Source organism: Streptomyces sp. ICN903 (assembly GCF_022015835.1).
In the GTDB taxonomy this organism is placed as follows: Bacteria; Actinomycetota; Actinomycetes; order Streptomycetales; family Streptomycetaceae; genus Streptomyces; species Streptomyces fenghuangensis.
In genome coordinates this window covers 22763-37850 of sequence record NZ_JAKMAY010000017.1, presented here as the reverse complement: position 1 = coordinate 37850, position 15088 = coordinate 22763, and the positions used below count along the sequence as shown (strand labels likewise).

The 15088-nt window shown below is 72.6% G+C and carries 11 protein-coding genes and 1 pseudogene; 6 read left to right on the top strand and 6 right to left on the bottom strand.

The window, feature by feature from the left end; genetic code table 11:
• A pseudogene (locus L7D48_RS03480) lies at positions 1 to 121 on the bottom strand (TetR family transcriptional regulator); the annotation flags it as partial.
• A 173-nt stretch (positions 122 to 294) separates the two neighbouring features.
• Here L7D48_RS03480 and L7D48_RS03475 point away from each other — a divergent pair.
• From L7D48_RS03475 to L7D48_RS03460, 4 genes are all read left to right on the top strand, one after another.
• Positions 295 to 1287, top strand: coding sequence for a tetratricopeptide repeat protein (locus L7D48_RS03475; protein WP_237877259.1), 993 nt, complete (start codon positions 295 to 297; stop codon positions 1285 to 1287).
• Between the two features lie 577 nt (positions 1288 to 1864).
• Positions 1865 to 2482, top strand: coding sequence for a DUF6230 family protein (locus L7D48_RS03470; RefSeq protein ID WP_237877257.1), 618 nt, complete (start codon positions 1865 to 1867; stop codon positions 2480 to 2482).
• Positions 2483 to 2586: 104 nt separating this feature from the next.
• A complete protein-coding gene (locus L7D48_RS03465) occupies positions 2587 to 3126 on the top strand; it encodes a DUF6114 domain-containing protein (protein ID WP_237877255.1) in 540 nt (179 codons plus the stop codon).
• 4 nt (positions 3127 to 3130) lie between these two features.
• Positions 3131 to 4480: a hydrogenase expression protein HypF gene (locus tag L7D48_RS03460; protein ID WP_237877253.1), complete on the top strand. Its 1350-nt coding sequence runs from the start codon at positions 3131 to 3133 to the stop codon at positions 4478 to 4480.
• A gap of 34 nt (positions 4481 to 4514) precedes the next feature.
• Here L7D48_RS03460 and pyk read toward each other — a convergent pair whose 3' ends face one another.
• Genes pyk through pta form a run of 3 tightly spaced genes read right to left on the bottom strand, consistent with a single transcriptional unit; the run spans position 4515 to position 9466 of the window.
• Positions 4515 to 5942 carry a pyruvate kinase gene (pyk, locus tag L7D48_RS03455; RefSeq protein WP_237877251.1) on the bottom strand — a complete coding sequence of 476 codons (1428 nt, stop codon included), beginning with the start codon at positions 5940 to 5942 and terminating at the stop codon, positions 4515 to 4517.
• Positions 5943 to 5996: 54 nt separating this feature from the next.
• The gene (locus L7D48_RS03450; protein WP_237877249.1) at positions 5997 to 7223 is read right to left on the bottom strand and encodes an acetate kinase; all 1227 of its coding nucleotides are present in this window, start codon (positions 7221 to 7223) and stop codon (positions 5997 to 5999) included.
• Positions 7220 to 9466 carry a phosphate acetyltransferase gene (gene pta, locus L7D48_RS03445; RefSeq protein ID WP_237877247.1) on the bottom strand — a complete coding sequence of 749 codons (2247 nt, stop codon included), beginning with the start codon at positions 9464 to 9466 and terminating at the stop codon, positions 7220 to 7222. The genes L7D48_RS03450 and pta overlap by 4 nt, the downstream gene beginning before the upstream one ends.
• Before the next feature lie 414 nt (positions 9467 to 9880).
• On the opposite strand from pta, the gene L7D48_RS03440 reads away from it, so the two are divergent.
• Positions 9881 to 10906, top strand: a complete 1026-nt coding sequence (locus L7D48_RS03440) for an ATP-dependent 6-phosphofructokinase (RefSeq protein ID WP_237877246.1) — start codon at positions 9881 to 9883, stop codon at positions 10904 to 10906.
• A gap of 50 nt (positions 10907 to 10956) precedes the next feature.
• Here L7D48_RS03440 and L7D48_RS03435 read toward each other — a convergent pair whose 3' ends face one another.
• Positions 10957 to 11694 (bottom strand): response regulator, encoded by a 738-nt coding sequence (locus L7D48_RS03435; RefSeq protein WP_237877244.1) that lies wholly within the window; start codon positions 11692 to 11694, stop codon positions 10957 to 10959.
• The gene (locus L7D48_RS03430; RefSeq protein ID WP_237877242.1) at positions 11691 to 13370 is read right to left on the bottom strand and encodes a sensor histidine kinase; all 1680 of its coding nucleotides are present in this window, start codon (positions 13368 to 13370) and stop codon (positions 11691 to 11693) included. The genes L7D48_RS03435 and L7D48_RS03430 overlap by 4 nt, the downstream gene beginning before the upstream one ends.
• Before the next feature lie 283 nt (positions 13371 to 13653).
• Here L7D48_RS03430 and L7D48_RS03425 point away from each other — a divergent pair, with 283 nt between their 5' ends.
• Entirely contained in the window at positions 13654 to 15021 is a 1368-nt protein-coding gene (locus tag L7D48_RS03425) for a cation:dicarboxylate symporter family transporter (protein WP_237877261.1), read from the top strand.
• Positions 15022 to 15088 lie beyond the last annotated feature (67 nt).

Genomic DNA, 15088 nt, shown 5'->3' with positions numbered 1-15088 from the left:
CGTCCCCCATGGTCAGCCCGCCCCACCCCAGCTCGACCAGCGCCGAGCGCGTCGCGTCGAGGATCGCGCGGTCGGCCGCGGCGCTGCGCGGCCTGCCCGTGCGTCGAGCGGAATCGGCCATGGGGTGACTGTAGCCGGGGCCGTGAGTTACGCTACGAGGCGTATCGAAACGCTGGTTCCGGGACCTCCGGAACAGGCGGCGATCACGCGACAACCACTGGCGCCGGACGGGGACCCGGCGCCGATGTGCGACACGCTGCACGGAACGGTCCGGGAACGGGGGAGACTGGTCACATGCAGCCACGCAACATGTCCATGAGCGGAGTGGTCGACCTCGCCGCGGTGAAGGCGGCCGGGGAGGCCAAGCAGAAGGCCGAGGAGGCCCGTGCCCGGGCCGCACGGCAGCAGGGCGGGGCCGGTGGTACCGGCGAGGCGGGAGCGGCCGGAGCAGCCGGAGCGGTCCCGGTGTCCCTGGTGATCGACGTCGAGGAGGCGGACTTCGAGCAGGAGGTGCTCCAGCGCTCCGCCGAAGTCCCGGTGGTCATCGACTTCTGGGCCGAGTGGTGCGGTCCGTGCAAGCAGCTCGGCCCGCTGCTGGAGCGGCTGGCGCACGAGTACGCCGGGCGCTTCCTCCTCGCCAAGATCGACGTCGACCGCAACCAGGCGCTCTTCCAGCAGTTCGGGGTGCAGGGCATCCCGGCCGTCTTCGCGGTGGTGGCCGGCCAGGCCCTGCCGCTGTTCCAGGGCGCGGCGCCCGAGCAGCAGGTGCGCGAGGTGCTGGACCAGCTCGTCCAGGTCGCCGAGCAGCGCTTCGGCATCACCGGCATCTCGGTGGAGGGTGGCGGGCAGGCTCCGGCCGCGCCCGCCGTCCCGGAGGACCCGGCGCTGGCGGCCGCGCACTCCGCGCTGGACGCGGGGGACCTGGGCGGCGCGATCCAGGCGTACCGGAACGTGCTCGCCGACGACCCGGCCAACACCGAGGCCAAGCTGGGCCTGGCCCAGGCCGAGCTCCTGCAGCGCGTCCAGGGACTGGACGCGGCCCAGGTGCGCAAGGAGGCGGCCGAGGCGCCCGCCGATGTCCGGGCGCAGCTGAGGGCGGCCGACCTCGACCTCGCCGGCGGGCACGTCGAGGACGCCTTCGGTCGGCTGGTGGAGACCGTCCGCCGTACGGCGGGGGACGACAGGGAGGCCGCCCGCGTCCGTCTGCTGGAGCTCTTCGAGGTGGTCGGGCACGAGGATCCGAGGGTGGTCGCGGCACGCGGTGCCCTTGCCCGGGTGCTTTTCTGACCTGCCGGTTCCGGTGGTCCGGGACTTATTGACATAACGATCAACAGCGGCCGCGACTTTACCGAAACTTGGCAATCGCGGCCGCTGTTACTCGTAGTAAGCCGCCTGGGGTGTTCGGTCCCGCAAAGTCCGTTTGATCCGCTCGCCCATCGTTTCTCCCGGCGACCCTGAGTGCCTGATTGATCACTTTCGGCGCGGACCCTGTCATCTCCCCGTTACTCACAAGTAACGAGCCCCTTGTGCCCCGGCCTCTCATGCACCACGATCGGCCACGCTCGGTCCATCGTCCGCAGCCCGGTACACCACGCCCGGGCAGAGCCGGACCATGGGTCCCCACCGGGTGGGCCGGCGTCGGTGACGCCGGTCGCGGACAGGGGGGTCTCTGCCGAAGGGCAGGGCCTGTCCGGCAGGTTGCGCGAGAGCGTGGCCAGTGGTTGTCGCTCGGGGGTGATCGCCGGCGCTCCGGAATCAGGCGAATCCGGGGAACGGCGCTCTCCTTCCCGAGGACGTAGCACTTCTCCCATCCCGTCCGGGCCAGGCCCGGGCCGGAGATGTACGTCCGAGAAGGAGGAAAGTCATGGAGTCTGTGGCTCGTGGCGGGACCAGATGGAAGCGGTTCGCCGTCGTCATGGTTCCCAGCGTCGCCGCCACGGCGGCGGTCGGGGTCGCCCTGGCACAGGGTGCACTCGCCGCGTCGTTCAGCGTCTCCGGTCAGCAGGCGAAGGTCTCGGTTGACCGGCTGGACGGCAAGGGGTTCGTGCAGTACGGCACGATCGACACCGTGCACGGGGGCAAGAAGGTCCCCGTCGCCGTGTCGGCCTTCAAGAGCGCCGAGCTCAGGGGCCTGTGCCAGTCCGTCGTGATCCCCGTTCCGGTCTTCGGCGATGTCTCGGTGAAGCTGAACGCGGGCAACGACGGCAAGGTCGTCGAGGCGAAGAACCTCTACATCGACCTCGACCAGCTCGACGCCGACGCCACGTTCAAGAACATCAACATCGGTGTCTCGGCGAACGACACGAGCAAGGGCCCGGGCCTGAAGGACGGCGACGCCGTGCTTCCGGGTTCCTTCGCCCAGGAGGCCGACGAGGCGGTGCTCACCGGCGTCAAGCAGACGTCCTGGGCCACCAGCGCCGGCACCTTCAAGCTCTCCGGCCTTTCGCTGAATGTCGCCAAGGGCAAGAACGAGTGCTTCTGACGCACTGAGCGGAGAGGGGGCGGGGGACCGCCGAGCCGGTTCCCCGCCTCCCCGCAGTGCCATCGATCTTTATGGACAGTTCGGCCCTAGGGAGCTGTTTTCTGATGAGTGCCGAGTCGCCGGGAGCGCGTGAACGCATCAGCCACTGGCGGCAGTCGTTCCGCCTGTGGCGCTGGCAGCGCCCCTTCTGGGCGGGACTGCTGACGCTGCTGGGCGGCGTGCCGATCATCTGGATCCCGTACGCCGACCCCAGCCTGAGCCAGCTGTCCTTCCGGCTGGCGACCACCACGGGCTCCGGATCGCTGATCATCGGCGTGCTGCTGTTCGTGTTGGGCCTGACCATGTGGTTCCAGCCGCACTCCCGGGTGTTCAGCGGAGTCGCCGCCATCCTGCTGGCCCTGGTCTCGCTGGTGGTCTCCAACCTCGGGGGCCTCTTCGTGGGCTTCCTGCTGGCGATGGTCGGCGGCGCGATGGCCGTCTCCTGGGTGCAGAGCAAGGAGCGGCCGGCCGAGCCCGCGGAGACCGGGGAGGTCCCCGGTGATCCCGCGCCCGAAGAGGCTCCGCAGGAGGTGGGCCTGAGCATCGTCGAGCCGGCCCCCGCCGGGGCGGACGACGGACAGAACGGGGCGCACCGTGACGCCTGAGGAGTTGAACCGTGAGGACCGGGAGGCCGCGGCCGAGCCGTCCCGGCGTACGAGGACCGGGCCGCGCCACGCCGCCCCCAGGAAGCCGCTGCTGACCCGGCTGCACGTTCCCGCCGGCAAGGCGATAGCCCTGGCCGCCATGCCGTCGGCCGTGCTCATGGGCATGGGGCTCACCCCCAGACTCGCCCTCGCCGAGCCGCTGCCCGAGAACCCCTTCAGGGACGGGCCGTGCGTGACCGCGCCCGACAAGGAGGCGGAGGAGGGCAGCGGGCAGGAGACGGAGAAGGGCCGGCCCGGCCAGGGCGGCGAGGAGAGCGGGGACGGTCGGAACGAGTCCGGCGAGGACGGCCGGAACGAGTCCGGCAAGGACGCCGAGCCGGATGCCACCCCCGCGCCGGAGCCCGGTGCCACGGCGCCCGCCGAGCCGCCGGCCGACGGCGGCGCCGGAGGCGGGGAGAAGGGGGGCGCCGGTACGCCGGAGCCCGAGCCGAGCCCCTCGGAGTCCGAGGAGCGCAACCCGCTGGACCCGCTGGGCATCGGCGACGCCATCAAGGACCTGTTCACCCCGGCCGAGAAGAAGGACGACGGCGCGCAGGCCGAGGCCGCGGCCGAGCCCTCCGCCTCGCCGAGCCCGTCGCAGTCCGGGCAGTCCGGACAGCCCCGGGACGGTGCCTTTGACGCCCCGGTGAAGGACGCCGTCGAGGGTGCCGCCGACAGTGTCGGGAAGGGGCTGAAGGACACCACCGACCGCGTCGGCGACGCGGTGGAGGACACCGCCGGCAAGGCGCGCGAGAAGGCCGGGGAAGCGGCGGACGGCGCGACCGCCCCCGGGACGGACGCCCCCGGGACGGACGCCTCCGGCAAGGAACCCTTCCCCTGCCCGACCTACGACGCCGAGGCGCTGGCCGAGGCCGAGGAGGAGCAGACCGAGGCGGTGCTGCCCAACGCCCCGTGGCTGCTGGAGACCAGCCTGCTCGCCCTCCACGGCCTGGACTACCACGGCATCGTCAAGGTCCGCACCCACAACGGCACGGTCAAGAACGTCCTGAAGTTCACCGCCCGCTCGGTGGACATCCGGGACCTGCACCAGTTGGTGGAGGGGCCCGGCGGCAGCACCGCGCACGTCAAGGCGGCCAAGGGCAGCACCTCCACCATCCGCAACGGCACGGTGACGATGTACACCGAGGAGCTGAAGGGCAAGCTCTTCGGGCTCATCAAGATCACCTTCAGCCCCGAGTCGCCGCCGCCGCTGAACATCCCCGAGGTGTTCTTCACGGACGTGTCGGTCAGGCAGGCCGGCCAGTTCGGCGGAGACCTGCACATCCCGGGCATGAACCTCTACAACGAGAACTGACACCCGCGGCGAGAGGGCCGGACGGGCCGGCGGGTCAGCGCTGGTCGCTGCCCAGGTGGTGCACCAGCACCATGTTGGTGGTGCCGGGGATGCCGGGAGGCGAGCCGGCCGTCATGATCATGGTGTCGCCGATGTTGTACCGCTGGAGCTTGAGCAGCTCGGCGTCGACCAGGTCCACCATGTCGTCGGTGTGGTCCACGTGCGGCACCACGAAGGACTCCACACCCCAGCTCAGGGTGAGCTGGCAGGCGGTGGAGGGCTCGGTGGTGAAGGCCAGGATCGGCTGGGCGGCCCGGTAGCGGGAGAGCCGCCGGGCGGTGTCGCCGGACTTGGTGAAGGCGACCAGTGCCTTGCCGTTGAGGAAGTCCGCCATCTCGCAGGCCGCGCGGGCCACCGAACCGCCCTGGGTGCGCGGCTTCTTGCCGGGCACCAGCGGCTGGAGGCCGCGCGAGAGCAGCTCCTCCTCGGCGGCCTGGACGATCTTCGACATCGTCTTGACGGTCTCGATCGGGTACTGGCCCACCGAGGACTCCGCCGAGAGCATCACCGCGTCCGCGCCGTCCAGGATCGCGTTGGCCACATCGGAGGCCTCGGCACGGGTGGGCCGGGAGTTGGTGATCATCGACTCCATCATCTGGGTCGCCACGATCACCGGCTTGGCGTTGCGGCGGCACATCTCGATCAGCCGCTTCTGCACCATCGGCACCTTCTCCAGCGGGTACTCCACCGCCAGGTCGCCGCGGGCCACCATCACGCCGTCGAACGCGAGGACCACGTCCTCCATGTTCTCCACCGCCTGCGGCTTCTCCACCTTGGCGATCACCGGAACCCGGCGGCCGACCTCGTCCATCACCCGGTGGACGTCGCGGACGTCGGCGGCGTCGCGCACGAAGGAGAGCGCCACCATGTCGCAGCCCATCTCCAGCGCGAACCTCAGGTCCTCGACGTCCTTCTCGGACAGGGCCGGGACGTTGACCGCCACACCGGGCAGGTTGATGCCCTTGTGGTCGGAGATCACACCGCCCTCGATGACGATGCAGCGCACCCGGGGGCCGTCCACGTCGATCACCTGGAGGGCGACGTTGCCGTCGTTGATCAGGACCGTCTCGCCCTTGGAGACGTCGCCCGGCAGGCCCTTGTAGGTGGTGCCGCAGATGGTGCGGTCGCCGGGGACGTCCTCGGTGGTGATGGTGAACTCGTCGCCGCGCACCAGCTCGACGGGACCGTCGGCGAAGGTCTCCAGGCGGATCTTGGGGCCCTGGAGGTCGGCGAGCACGCCGATGGCGCGCCCGGTCTCCTGGGAGGCCTTGCGCAGACGGTGGTAGCGCTCCTCGTGCTCGGCGTGGCTGCCATGGCTCATGTTGAAGCGGGCCACGTTCATGCCGGCCTCGATCAGCGTCTTGAGCTGATCGTAGGAGTCCACGGCGGGGCCCAGGGTGCAGACGATTTTGGAACGGCGCATGGGGGCGATCCTATCTTTTGTTCAGTGGCGGAACGTTCCAGGGGGTGAGCTGGCTCACTTCCGTTCCGTGGTGCCGTCGCCCACCAGCGCATACGTCTGGCCGGCGATCTCCAGCTCCTCGTCGGTGGGCACCACGGCCACCGCCACCCGCGCGGCGGGCGGGGACACCAGCCGGGGCCCGCCGCCGCGCGCGGCGTTCAGCTCCGCGTCCACGGCCAGACCCAGGCCCTCCAGCCCCTCGACGGCGGCCTGCCGCACCGGTGCGGCGTTCTCGCCGACCCCGGCGGTGAAGACCACCGCGTCCACCCGGCCGAGCACCGCGCAGTAGGCGCCGATGTACTTCTTCAGCCGGTGGACGTAGATCTCGAAGGCCAGTCTCGCCGACTCCGCGTCCGGCCCCTCGCCCGCCATCCGGCGCAGGACCTCCCGCATGTCGTTGTCCCCGCACAGGCCCAGCAGGCCGCTGCGCTTGTTCAGCAGGACGTCGATCTCGTCCACCGACATCCCGGCGACCCGCGCCAGATGGAAGACCACCGCCGGGTCGACATCACCCGAACGGGTACCCATCACCAGGCCCTCCAGCGGGGTGAGCCCCATGGAGGTGTCCACGCACCGCCCGCCGCGCACCGCCGAGGCCGACGAGCCGTTGCCCAGGTGCAGCACGATGACGTTCACCTCGGACGGATCCCGTCCCAGCAGCTCGGCCGCCCTGCGCGAGACGTACGCGTGCGAGGTGCCGTGGAAGCCGTAGCGGCGCACCCGGTGGGCGTCGGCGACGGCGGTGTCGATGGCGTACCGGGCGGCGTACTCCGGCATCGTCGTGTGGAACGCGGTGTCGAAGACCGCCACCTGCGGCAGATGCGGCGCCAGCTCCATGGCCGTGCGGATGCCCGCCAGATTGGCCGGGTTGTGCAGCGGCGCGACGGGCACCAGACGCTCGATCTCGGCCAGCACCGCGTCGTCGATCACGGTCGGCTCGGTGAAGCGGCGCCCGCCGTGCACCACCCGGTGGCCGATGGCGGCCAGCTCGGGGGAGTCCAGCCCCAGCCCGTCGCGGGCCAGTTCACCGGCGACGGCCTCCAGCGCCGCCTGGTGGTCGGGCACCGGCTCCTCGCGCTCGCGGCCCGGACCGCCGGCCGGGGCGTGGCGCAGGTACGAGGTGCGCTCGCCGATCCGCTCGACCAGGCCGGCGGCCGGGCGGGAGCCGTCGGCCATGTCCAGGAGCTGGTACTTCACCGAGGAGGAACCGGTGTTCAGGACGAGGACGCGGGTGCCTCTCACTCGCTCGCACCCTTCCCCTCGGGGCCGGTCGGTCCGGTGGATCGCGCGGACCCGGTGGACCCGGTGGATCCGGGCGATTCGGCGGGTCCGGCGGACCCGGTGGGCTCCGCCGGGCCGGCCGCCGCGCCCGCGGCCCGCCGGCTGTGCTGCGCCTGGATCGCGGTGATCGCCACGGTGGTGACGATGTCCTGCACCAGCGCGCCGCGCGAGAGGTCGTTGACCGGTTTGCGCAGACCCTGCAGGACCGGGCCGACGGCCACCGCGCCGGCCGAGCGCTGGACGGCCTTGTAGGTGTTGTTGCCGGTGTTCAGGTCCGGGAAGACCAGCACGGTGGCCCGTCCCGCGACCTTCGACTCCGGCAGCTTGGTCGCCGCCACCGACGGCTCCACCGCCGCGTCGTACTGGATCGGTCCCTCCACCAGCAGGTCCGGGCGGCGCTCGCGTACCAGTTCCGTCGCCCGCCGCACCTTGTCCACGTCCGCGCCGGAGCCGGAGGTGCCGGTGGAGTACGACAGCATCGCGATCCGCGGGTCCACGCCGAACCGGGCGGCGGTGGCGGCGGACTGGACGGCGATGTCGGCGAGCTGCTCGGCGTCCGGATCGGGGTTGACCGCGCAGTCGCCGTAGACCAGTACCTTCTCGGCCAGGCACATGAAGAACACCGAGGAGACGATCCGGGCGTCCGGCTTGGTGCGGATGATCTCGAAGGCCGGCCGCAGCGTCGCCGCCGTCGAGTGCGCCGCGCCCGAGACCATGCCGTCGGCCAGCCCCTCCTGGACCATCAGGGTGCCGAAGTAGGAGACGTCGGCCACCTGGTCGTAGGCCAGCTCGTGGGTGACGCCCCGGTGGGCGCGCAGCTTCGCGTACAGCTCGGCGAAGCGCTCGCGCAGCGGCGAGGTGTACGGATCCACGGCGCGGGCGGAGGCACCCGTCCCCTCGGGCAGCTCCTCGGGCCCCAGCAGGCCCAGGTCGATGCCCAGCTCGGCGGCGCGCTTGCGGATCTCGGTCTCGTCGCCCAGCAGCGTCAGATCGCACACCCCCCGGCGCAGCAGCACCTCGGCCGCCCGCAGCACCCGTTCCTCGGTGCCCTCCGGCAGGACGACGTGGCGGCGGTCGGACCGCGCCCGCTCGATCAGCTCGTGCTCGAACATCATCGGGGTGACCCGGTCGCCGCGGACCACCGAGAGCCGCTCGGTGAGCCGGGCGGTGTCCACATGGCCCTCGAAGAGACCGAGGGCGATCTCGGCCTTGCGCGGGTTGGCCGTGGTCAGCCTGCCCTCCAGGGACATCAGCTCGCCGGCGGTGGAGAACGACCCGCCGGGCACCGACAGCACCGGAGTGCCCGGGGAGAGCCGGGCCGCCAGCGCCATCGTCTCCTCGCCGGGGTGCTCCCCGACGGTCAGCAGCACCCCGGCGATGGCGGGGGAGCCCGCGGAGTGGGCGGCCAGCGCGCCGACGACCAGGTCCGCGCGGTCGCCGGGGGTGAGCACCAGGCATCCCTCGGTGAGGGCGGGCAGGAAGGTCGGCAGTGTGGCGCCGCCGAAGACGAAGCCGCGCACATCGCGGGCGAGCCCGGCCGGATCCCCCTGGAGGACCTTCGCCCCCAGCGCCTGGGCGACCTGGGTGACGGTCGGCGCGGCCAGCGCGGGGTCCTCGGGCAGGGCGTACACCGGCACCGGCAGGTGCCCGTCCAGTCCGACGGCGCCGACCGCCGCGCCGTCCGCGACCCGGTTGGCGATCATCGCGAGCACCTCGCAGCCCAGCGAGGCGTACGCGTGGTAGGCGTTGCGGATCTCGGCGGTCAGCGAGTCGGTGTCCTGGCCGGTGCCGGCCACCACCGCCAGCACCGGGGCGCCGAACTCGTTGGCCAGCCGGGCGTTGAGCGCCAGCTCGGCGGGCAGGCCGGTGTCGGCGAAGTCGGTGCCCAGGACGAGGACGGCCTCGTAGTCGCGGGCGACGGTGTGGAAGCGGTCGACCAGCCGGGACACCAGCTCGTCGGTGCCCCGGTCGGCCAGGACGGCCACCGCCTCGTCGTAGCCGAGCCCGACCACGGTCCCGGCGGGCTGGGAGAGCCGGTAGCGGCTGCGCAGCAGGTCGTAGATGGGGTCGGGGCCGTCGTGGGCGAGCGGGCGGAAGACGCCGACCCGGCCGGTCCGCCGGGACAGGAGTTCCATGACTCCCAGCTCCACGACCTGGCGGCCGTCTCCGCGGCCGATGCCGGTCACGTACACGCTGCGCGTCACGTGTGCTCTCCCTGCTCGTCGCACCCTGGACCCTCCGGGCCCTGTCCTTTCCGTCGGGTACCCGGGCACGCCGCGGCGGAAAAGCGCCGAAGAGACCGCGAGGGCGAGGGCCGCAGGGGCCGCAGGGGGCGCGGGGATCCGGCGGGAGCCCCGCCGAAGGCCACGGAAACCCGCGGAAACCCGCGGAGGCCGGCCGGTCCGGCCCGATGGCCGCACCGGCCGGAACAGCCCCGAAGGAGCCCGTCCGGACGCTTGTTCCTCTGACTGCTCCCGACCCTACCGCCGTGCCCCTCGGTGCCGCCTGCCGGTCGTGTCTCGAACGGTATGTGAGACGGAAGGCGGGAATGCGTTCAGAGCGTGAAACAATCGCGGTGGCGCACCCCCGAACCAGCAGCGAGCAGGAGAAGCGATCCCATGCGCATCGGAGTCCTCACCGCAGGCGGCGACTGCCCCGGTCTGAACGCCGTGATCCGTTCGGTCGTGCACCGCGCCGTGGTCGACCGGAACGACGAAGTCATCGGCTTCGAAGACGGCTTCAAGGGGCTGCTCGACGGCCGCTACCGCGAACTCGACATCGACTCCGTCTCCGGCATCCTCGCCAGGGGCGGCACCATCCTGGGCTCGGCCAGGCTGGAGCGCGACCGGCTGCGGGAGGCGTGCCGGAACTCCGAGGAGCTGCTGGAGCGGCTCGGTCTCGACGCGCTCATCCCGATCGGCGGCGAGGGCACCCTCACCGCCGCCCGGATGCTCGCCGACGCCGGGCTGCCGGTGGTGGGCGTGCCCAAGACGATCGACAACGACATCTCCGCCACCGACCGCACCTTCGGCTTCGACACGGCCGTCACCGTGGCCACCGAGGCCATCGACCGGCTGAAGACGACGGCCGAGTCCCACCAGCGGGTGATGGTCGTCGAGGTCATGGGACGCCACGCGGGCTGGATCGCGCTGGAGGCCGGTATGGCCGGCGGCGCCCACGGCATCTGCGTGCCCGAGCGGCCCTTCCAGCTCGACGGCCTGTGCAAGATGATCGAGGAGCGCTTCGCGCGCGGCAAGAAGTTCGCGGTCGTCTGCGTCGCCGAGGGTGCTCGTCCGGCCGAGGGGTCGATGCCCTACGAGAAGGGGCAGATCGACCAGTACGGGCACGAGCGCTTCACCGGCATCGGCAACCGGCTCGCCATCGAGCTGGAGCACCGCCTGGGCAAGGAAGCCCGTCCGGTCATCCTCGGCCACGTGCAGCGCGGCGGCACCCCCACCGCGTACGACCGCGTGCTGGCCACCCGCTTCGGCTGGCACGCCGTGGAGGCCGCGCACCGCGGCGACTTCGGCATGATGACGGCCCTGCGCGGCACCGAGATCGTCATGGCGCCGCTGGCGGACGCGGTCACCGAGCTGAAGACGGTGCCGCAGGACCGGATGGACGAGACCGAGGCCGTCTTCTGACCGGTGGGCCCGCCGGCCCGTGGCCGTGGCCGCAGAGGTCTCCGCCGCCGTCAGCCGCTCCAGCGGTAGTGCAGCTCCGGCCGCCCCACCTGCCCGTAGCGCGGGGTGCGCTCGGCCTGTCCGGTGCCGGCCAGGTACTCCAGGTAGCGGCGGGCGGTGACCCGGTTGACGCCCACCCGCTCGGCCGTCGCGGAGGCCGTCAGTCCCTGGCCGGCGGCCGAGCGCAGCGCGGAGGTGACCGCCTCCAGGGTGGCCGGGCTCAGCCCCTTGGGCAGCGTGACGCGCCCCGGCGCCCGCAGCGCGGCCAGTGCCCGGTCCACCTCCGCCTGGCTGTCGGCCCGCGCGCCCGCGCAGGTGACCGTCTCCCGGAACCGGGCGTACCGCTGGAGCCGCTCGCGCAGCGTGGGGAAGGTGAAGGGCTTGAGCACGTGCTGGACCACCCCGAGCGAGACCCCCTCGCGTACGACGGCCAGGTCGCGGGCCGAGGTGACGGCGAAGACGTCGGTGGTGTGGCCCGCCGCGCGCAGCGCCCGCACCAAGGCCAGGCCGTGGCCGTCGGGGAGGTAGAGGTCGAGCAGGACCAGATCGACCTCCAGCCGCTCCAGGGCCCGGCCGGCCTCCGCCCGGGAGTGCGCCACCCCCGCGACGGCGAAGCCCGGCACCCGGGAGACGTACAGGGCGTGGGCGTCGGCGGCCACGGGGTCGTCCTCGACCACCAGGACCCTGATCGGTCCGGGCCCCGCACCGGTTCCGGCGCCCGCCCCCGCCCCCGCCTTCGGCCCGGTCACGCCGTCGCCTCCGCCGCGGCGCGCAGCGGCAGCCGTACGGTGAACTCCGCGCCGCCGCCGGGCGCACCGGCCAGCTCCACGGTGCCGCCGTGCCGACGTGCGGTCTGCCGTACCAGCGCCAGGCCCAGCCCCCGGCTCGCATGCCCGCCGGCCTTGGTGGACCAGCCGCGCCGGAAGACCTCCTCGGCCTCCTCCGGCCCGATGCCCGGCCCGGTGTCGGCCACCCGCAGCAGCAGCTCGTGCTCCGACGCCCGCACGGTCACCGTGACGCGGGCGGGGGTGTCCGCGAGAACGTCCCCGGGACTGTCTCCGGGGGTGCCCCGAGCCGCCGCGGGAGCGCCCTCCCCGGCGGCGCGGGACGCGGCGTCGAGTGCGTTGTCGATCAGGTTGCCCAGTACCGTCACCAGGTCCCGGGCGGGCAGGTCCGGGGGCAGCAGGCCGTCGTCGACACTGCTGTCCCGGGTGAGCACCAGCTCCACCCCGCGCTCGCCGGCCTGTGCCGCCTTGCCCAGCAGCAGGGCGGCCAGTACCGGCTCGGCGACCGCCGCGACCACCTGATCGGTCAGCGCCTGGGCCAGCTCCAGCTCGGCGGTGGCGAACTCCACCGCCTCCCGCTCGCGCCCCAGCTCGATCAGGGAGACCACGGTGTGCAGCCGGTTGGCGGCCTCGTGAGCCTGCGAGCGCAGCGCCTCGGCGAAGCCGCGCACGGAGTCCAGCTCGCCGGCGAGCGCCTGGAGCTCGGTGTGGTCGCGCAGGGTGACCACCGTGCCGCGCAGGTCGCGCACCGAGACCGGCGAGGTGTTCACCACGACCACCCTCTCGTCGGTCATGTGGACCTCGTCCACCCGCGGCTCGGAGGCCAGCAGCGCCCCGGTCAGCGGCGCCGGCAGCCCCAGCTCGGCCACGCCCAGCCCCACGGCCTCGCGCCCGTTCAGACCGAGCAGCTCGCGGGCTCCGTCGTTGATCAGGGCGACGCGGCGCTGCCCGTCGAGCATGACCAGGCCCTCGCGCACGGCGTGCAGCGTGGCCTGGTGGTAGGCGTGCATCCGGCTCAGCTCGGCGGCGTTCATGCCGTGGGTGTGGCGGCGCAGCCGGGCGTTGATCACATAGGTGCCCAGCCCGCCGAGCAGTACCGCGCCCGAGGCCACCGCGAGCAGGACGGCCATCTGCCGCTCCACCTCGTCGGTGATCCGCTCGACGGCTATCCCGGCGCTCACCAGCCCCACGATCCGTCCGCCGCCGTCGCGTACGGGCGTGACCACCCGCACCGAGGGGCCGAGGGTTCCGGTGTAGGTCTCGTGGAAGGTCTCGCCGCGCCGGGCGGGGCCGATGTGGCCCACGAAGCGCCGGCCGATGCGGTCCGGCTCCGGGTGCGTCCAGCGGATGCCGCGCGGGTCCATGATCGTGACGAAGGTGACGCCGGTGTCGCGGCGGACCCGCTCGGCGTACGGCTGGAGGAGCGCGCTCGGGTCGGGCGAGCCGATCGCCTCCGCGACCGAGGGCGAGTCGGCGATCGCACGGGCGGTGGCGGTGGCGCGGTGCCGGGCGGCGGTCTCGGCCTGCCGCCAGTCGTTCAGGTAGGTGAACAGGGCGCACCCGGCCACCACGGCGGCCACCACCACGACCTGCGTCGCGAAGAGCTGGCCTGCCAGGCTGCGGGGGCGGGACAGACGCATGGACCCCAGTCTGCCCGCTCACCCGGCCGGGCGGTTCCCGCGAGGGAGCCGGAGCGGCCCGGATCCCGCCGTCCGGACGGGTTTTCCGTGCACGTAATGCACGCAACCGTGATCGACCCCACAGCCGGGTGCATAGTCGCCGGGACTCCACGCGAGTCGGAGCCGCAACACGGAGGAGCCCGACGTGCCACCGCAGAACGAACCGACCGCGCAGAACGAGCGGAACGCGCAGCGTGCGCGGGCCGCGCGGCCTGCGGGACGGGACCGCACCCACTACCTCTACATCGCCGTGATCGCCGCCGTCCTGGCGGGTGTCGCACTCGGCTTCGCCGCCCCGGAGGTGGCCAGGGAGCTCAAACCGCTGGGCACCGGATTCGTCGACCTCATCAAGATGATGATCTCGCCGGTGATCTTCTGCACCATCGTGCTGGGCATCGGCTCCGTGCGGAAGGCCGCCAAGGTCGGCGCGGTGGGAGGGCTCGCGCTCGGCTACTTCCTGGTGATGTCCACCGTCGCCCTGGCCATCGGCCTGGTCGTCGGCAACGTACTGGACCCCGGATCCGGGCTCCGGCTGACCGAGGAGGCCAGGAGCGCCGGCGCGGCGCAGGCCGAGGGCGCCGGCGAGGGCACGGTCGACTTCCTGCTGGGCGTCATCCCGACGACACTGGTCTCCGCCTTCACCGAGGGCGAGGTGCTCCAGACCCTGCTGGTCGCCCTGCTGGTGGGCTTCGCGCTCCAGGGAATGGGCCGGGCCGGCGAGCCGGTGCTGCGCGGCATCGGCCACATCCAGCGGCTGGTCTTCCGGGTGCTGGCCATGATCATGTGGGTGGCCCCGGTCGGAGCCTTCGGCGCCATCGCCGCGGTGGTCGGCGAGACCGGTGCGGACGCGCTGACGTCCCTGGCCGTCATCATGGTCGGCTTCTACGCCACCTGCCTGCTGTTCGTCTTCGTCGTGCTGGGGGCGCTGCTGAAGCTGGTGGCGGGGGTGAACATCCTCACCCTGCTGAGGTATCTGGGACGCGAGTTCCTGCTGATCCTGTCCACCTCCTCGTCGGAGTCGGCGCTGCCGCGCCTGATCGCGAAGATGGAGCACCTGGGGGTGAGCCGTCCGGTCGTGGGCATCACCGTCCCCACGGGCTACTCCTTCAACCTCGACGGCACCGCGATCTATCTGACGATGGCCTCCCTGTTCGTGGCCGAGGCGATGGGCGATCCGCTCTCGGTGGGGCAGCAGATCTCCCTGCTCGTCTTCATGATCATCGCCTCGAAGGGCGCGGCCGGCGTCACCGGCGCGGGCCTGGCCACCCTCGCCGGCGGGCTGCAGTCCCACCGTCCGGAGCTGGTGGACGGCGTCGGCCTGATCGTCGGGATCGACCGGTTCATGAGCGAGGCCCGCGCGCTGACGAACTTCGCCGGCAACGCCGTCGCCACGGTGCTGGTCGGCACCTGGACCAGGGAGATCGACAAGGAGCGGGTCGGCGAGGTGCTGGCCGGCCGCCTCCCCTTCGACGAGCGGACCCTCCTCGACGACGCCCACTCCCACGACACCGGCCCCGGCGCCCCCGACCGGACCGCCGGCGACGGAACCACGCGGGATCCGGCCCTCACCGGGACCGCCACCGAAGCCCGCGGGCGTGTGACCTCCCCGTGAACGCCCCGGGCCACCCGCGGCGGCCCTGCCCCGTCTCCCCCCACCGGGCAGGGCCGCCGCGTTTCCT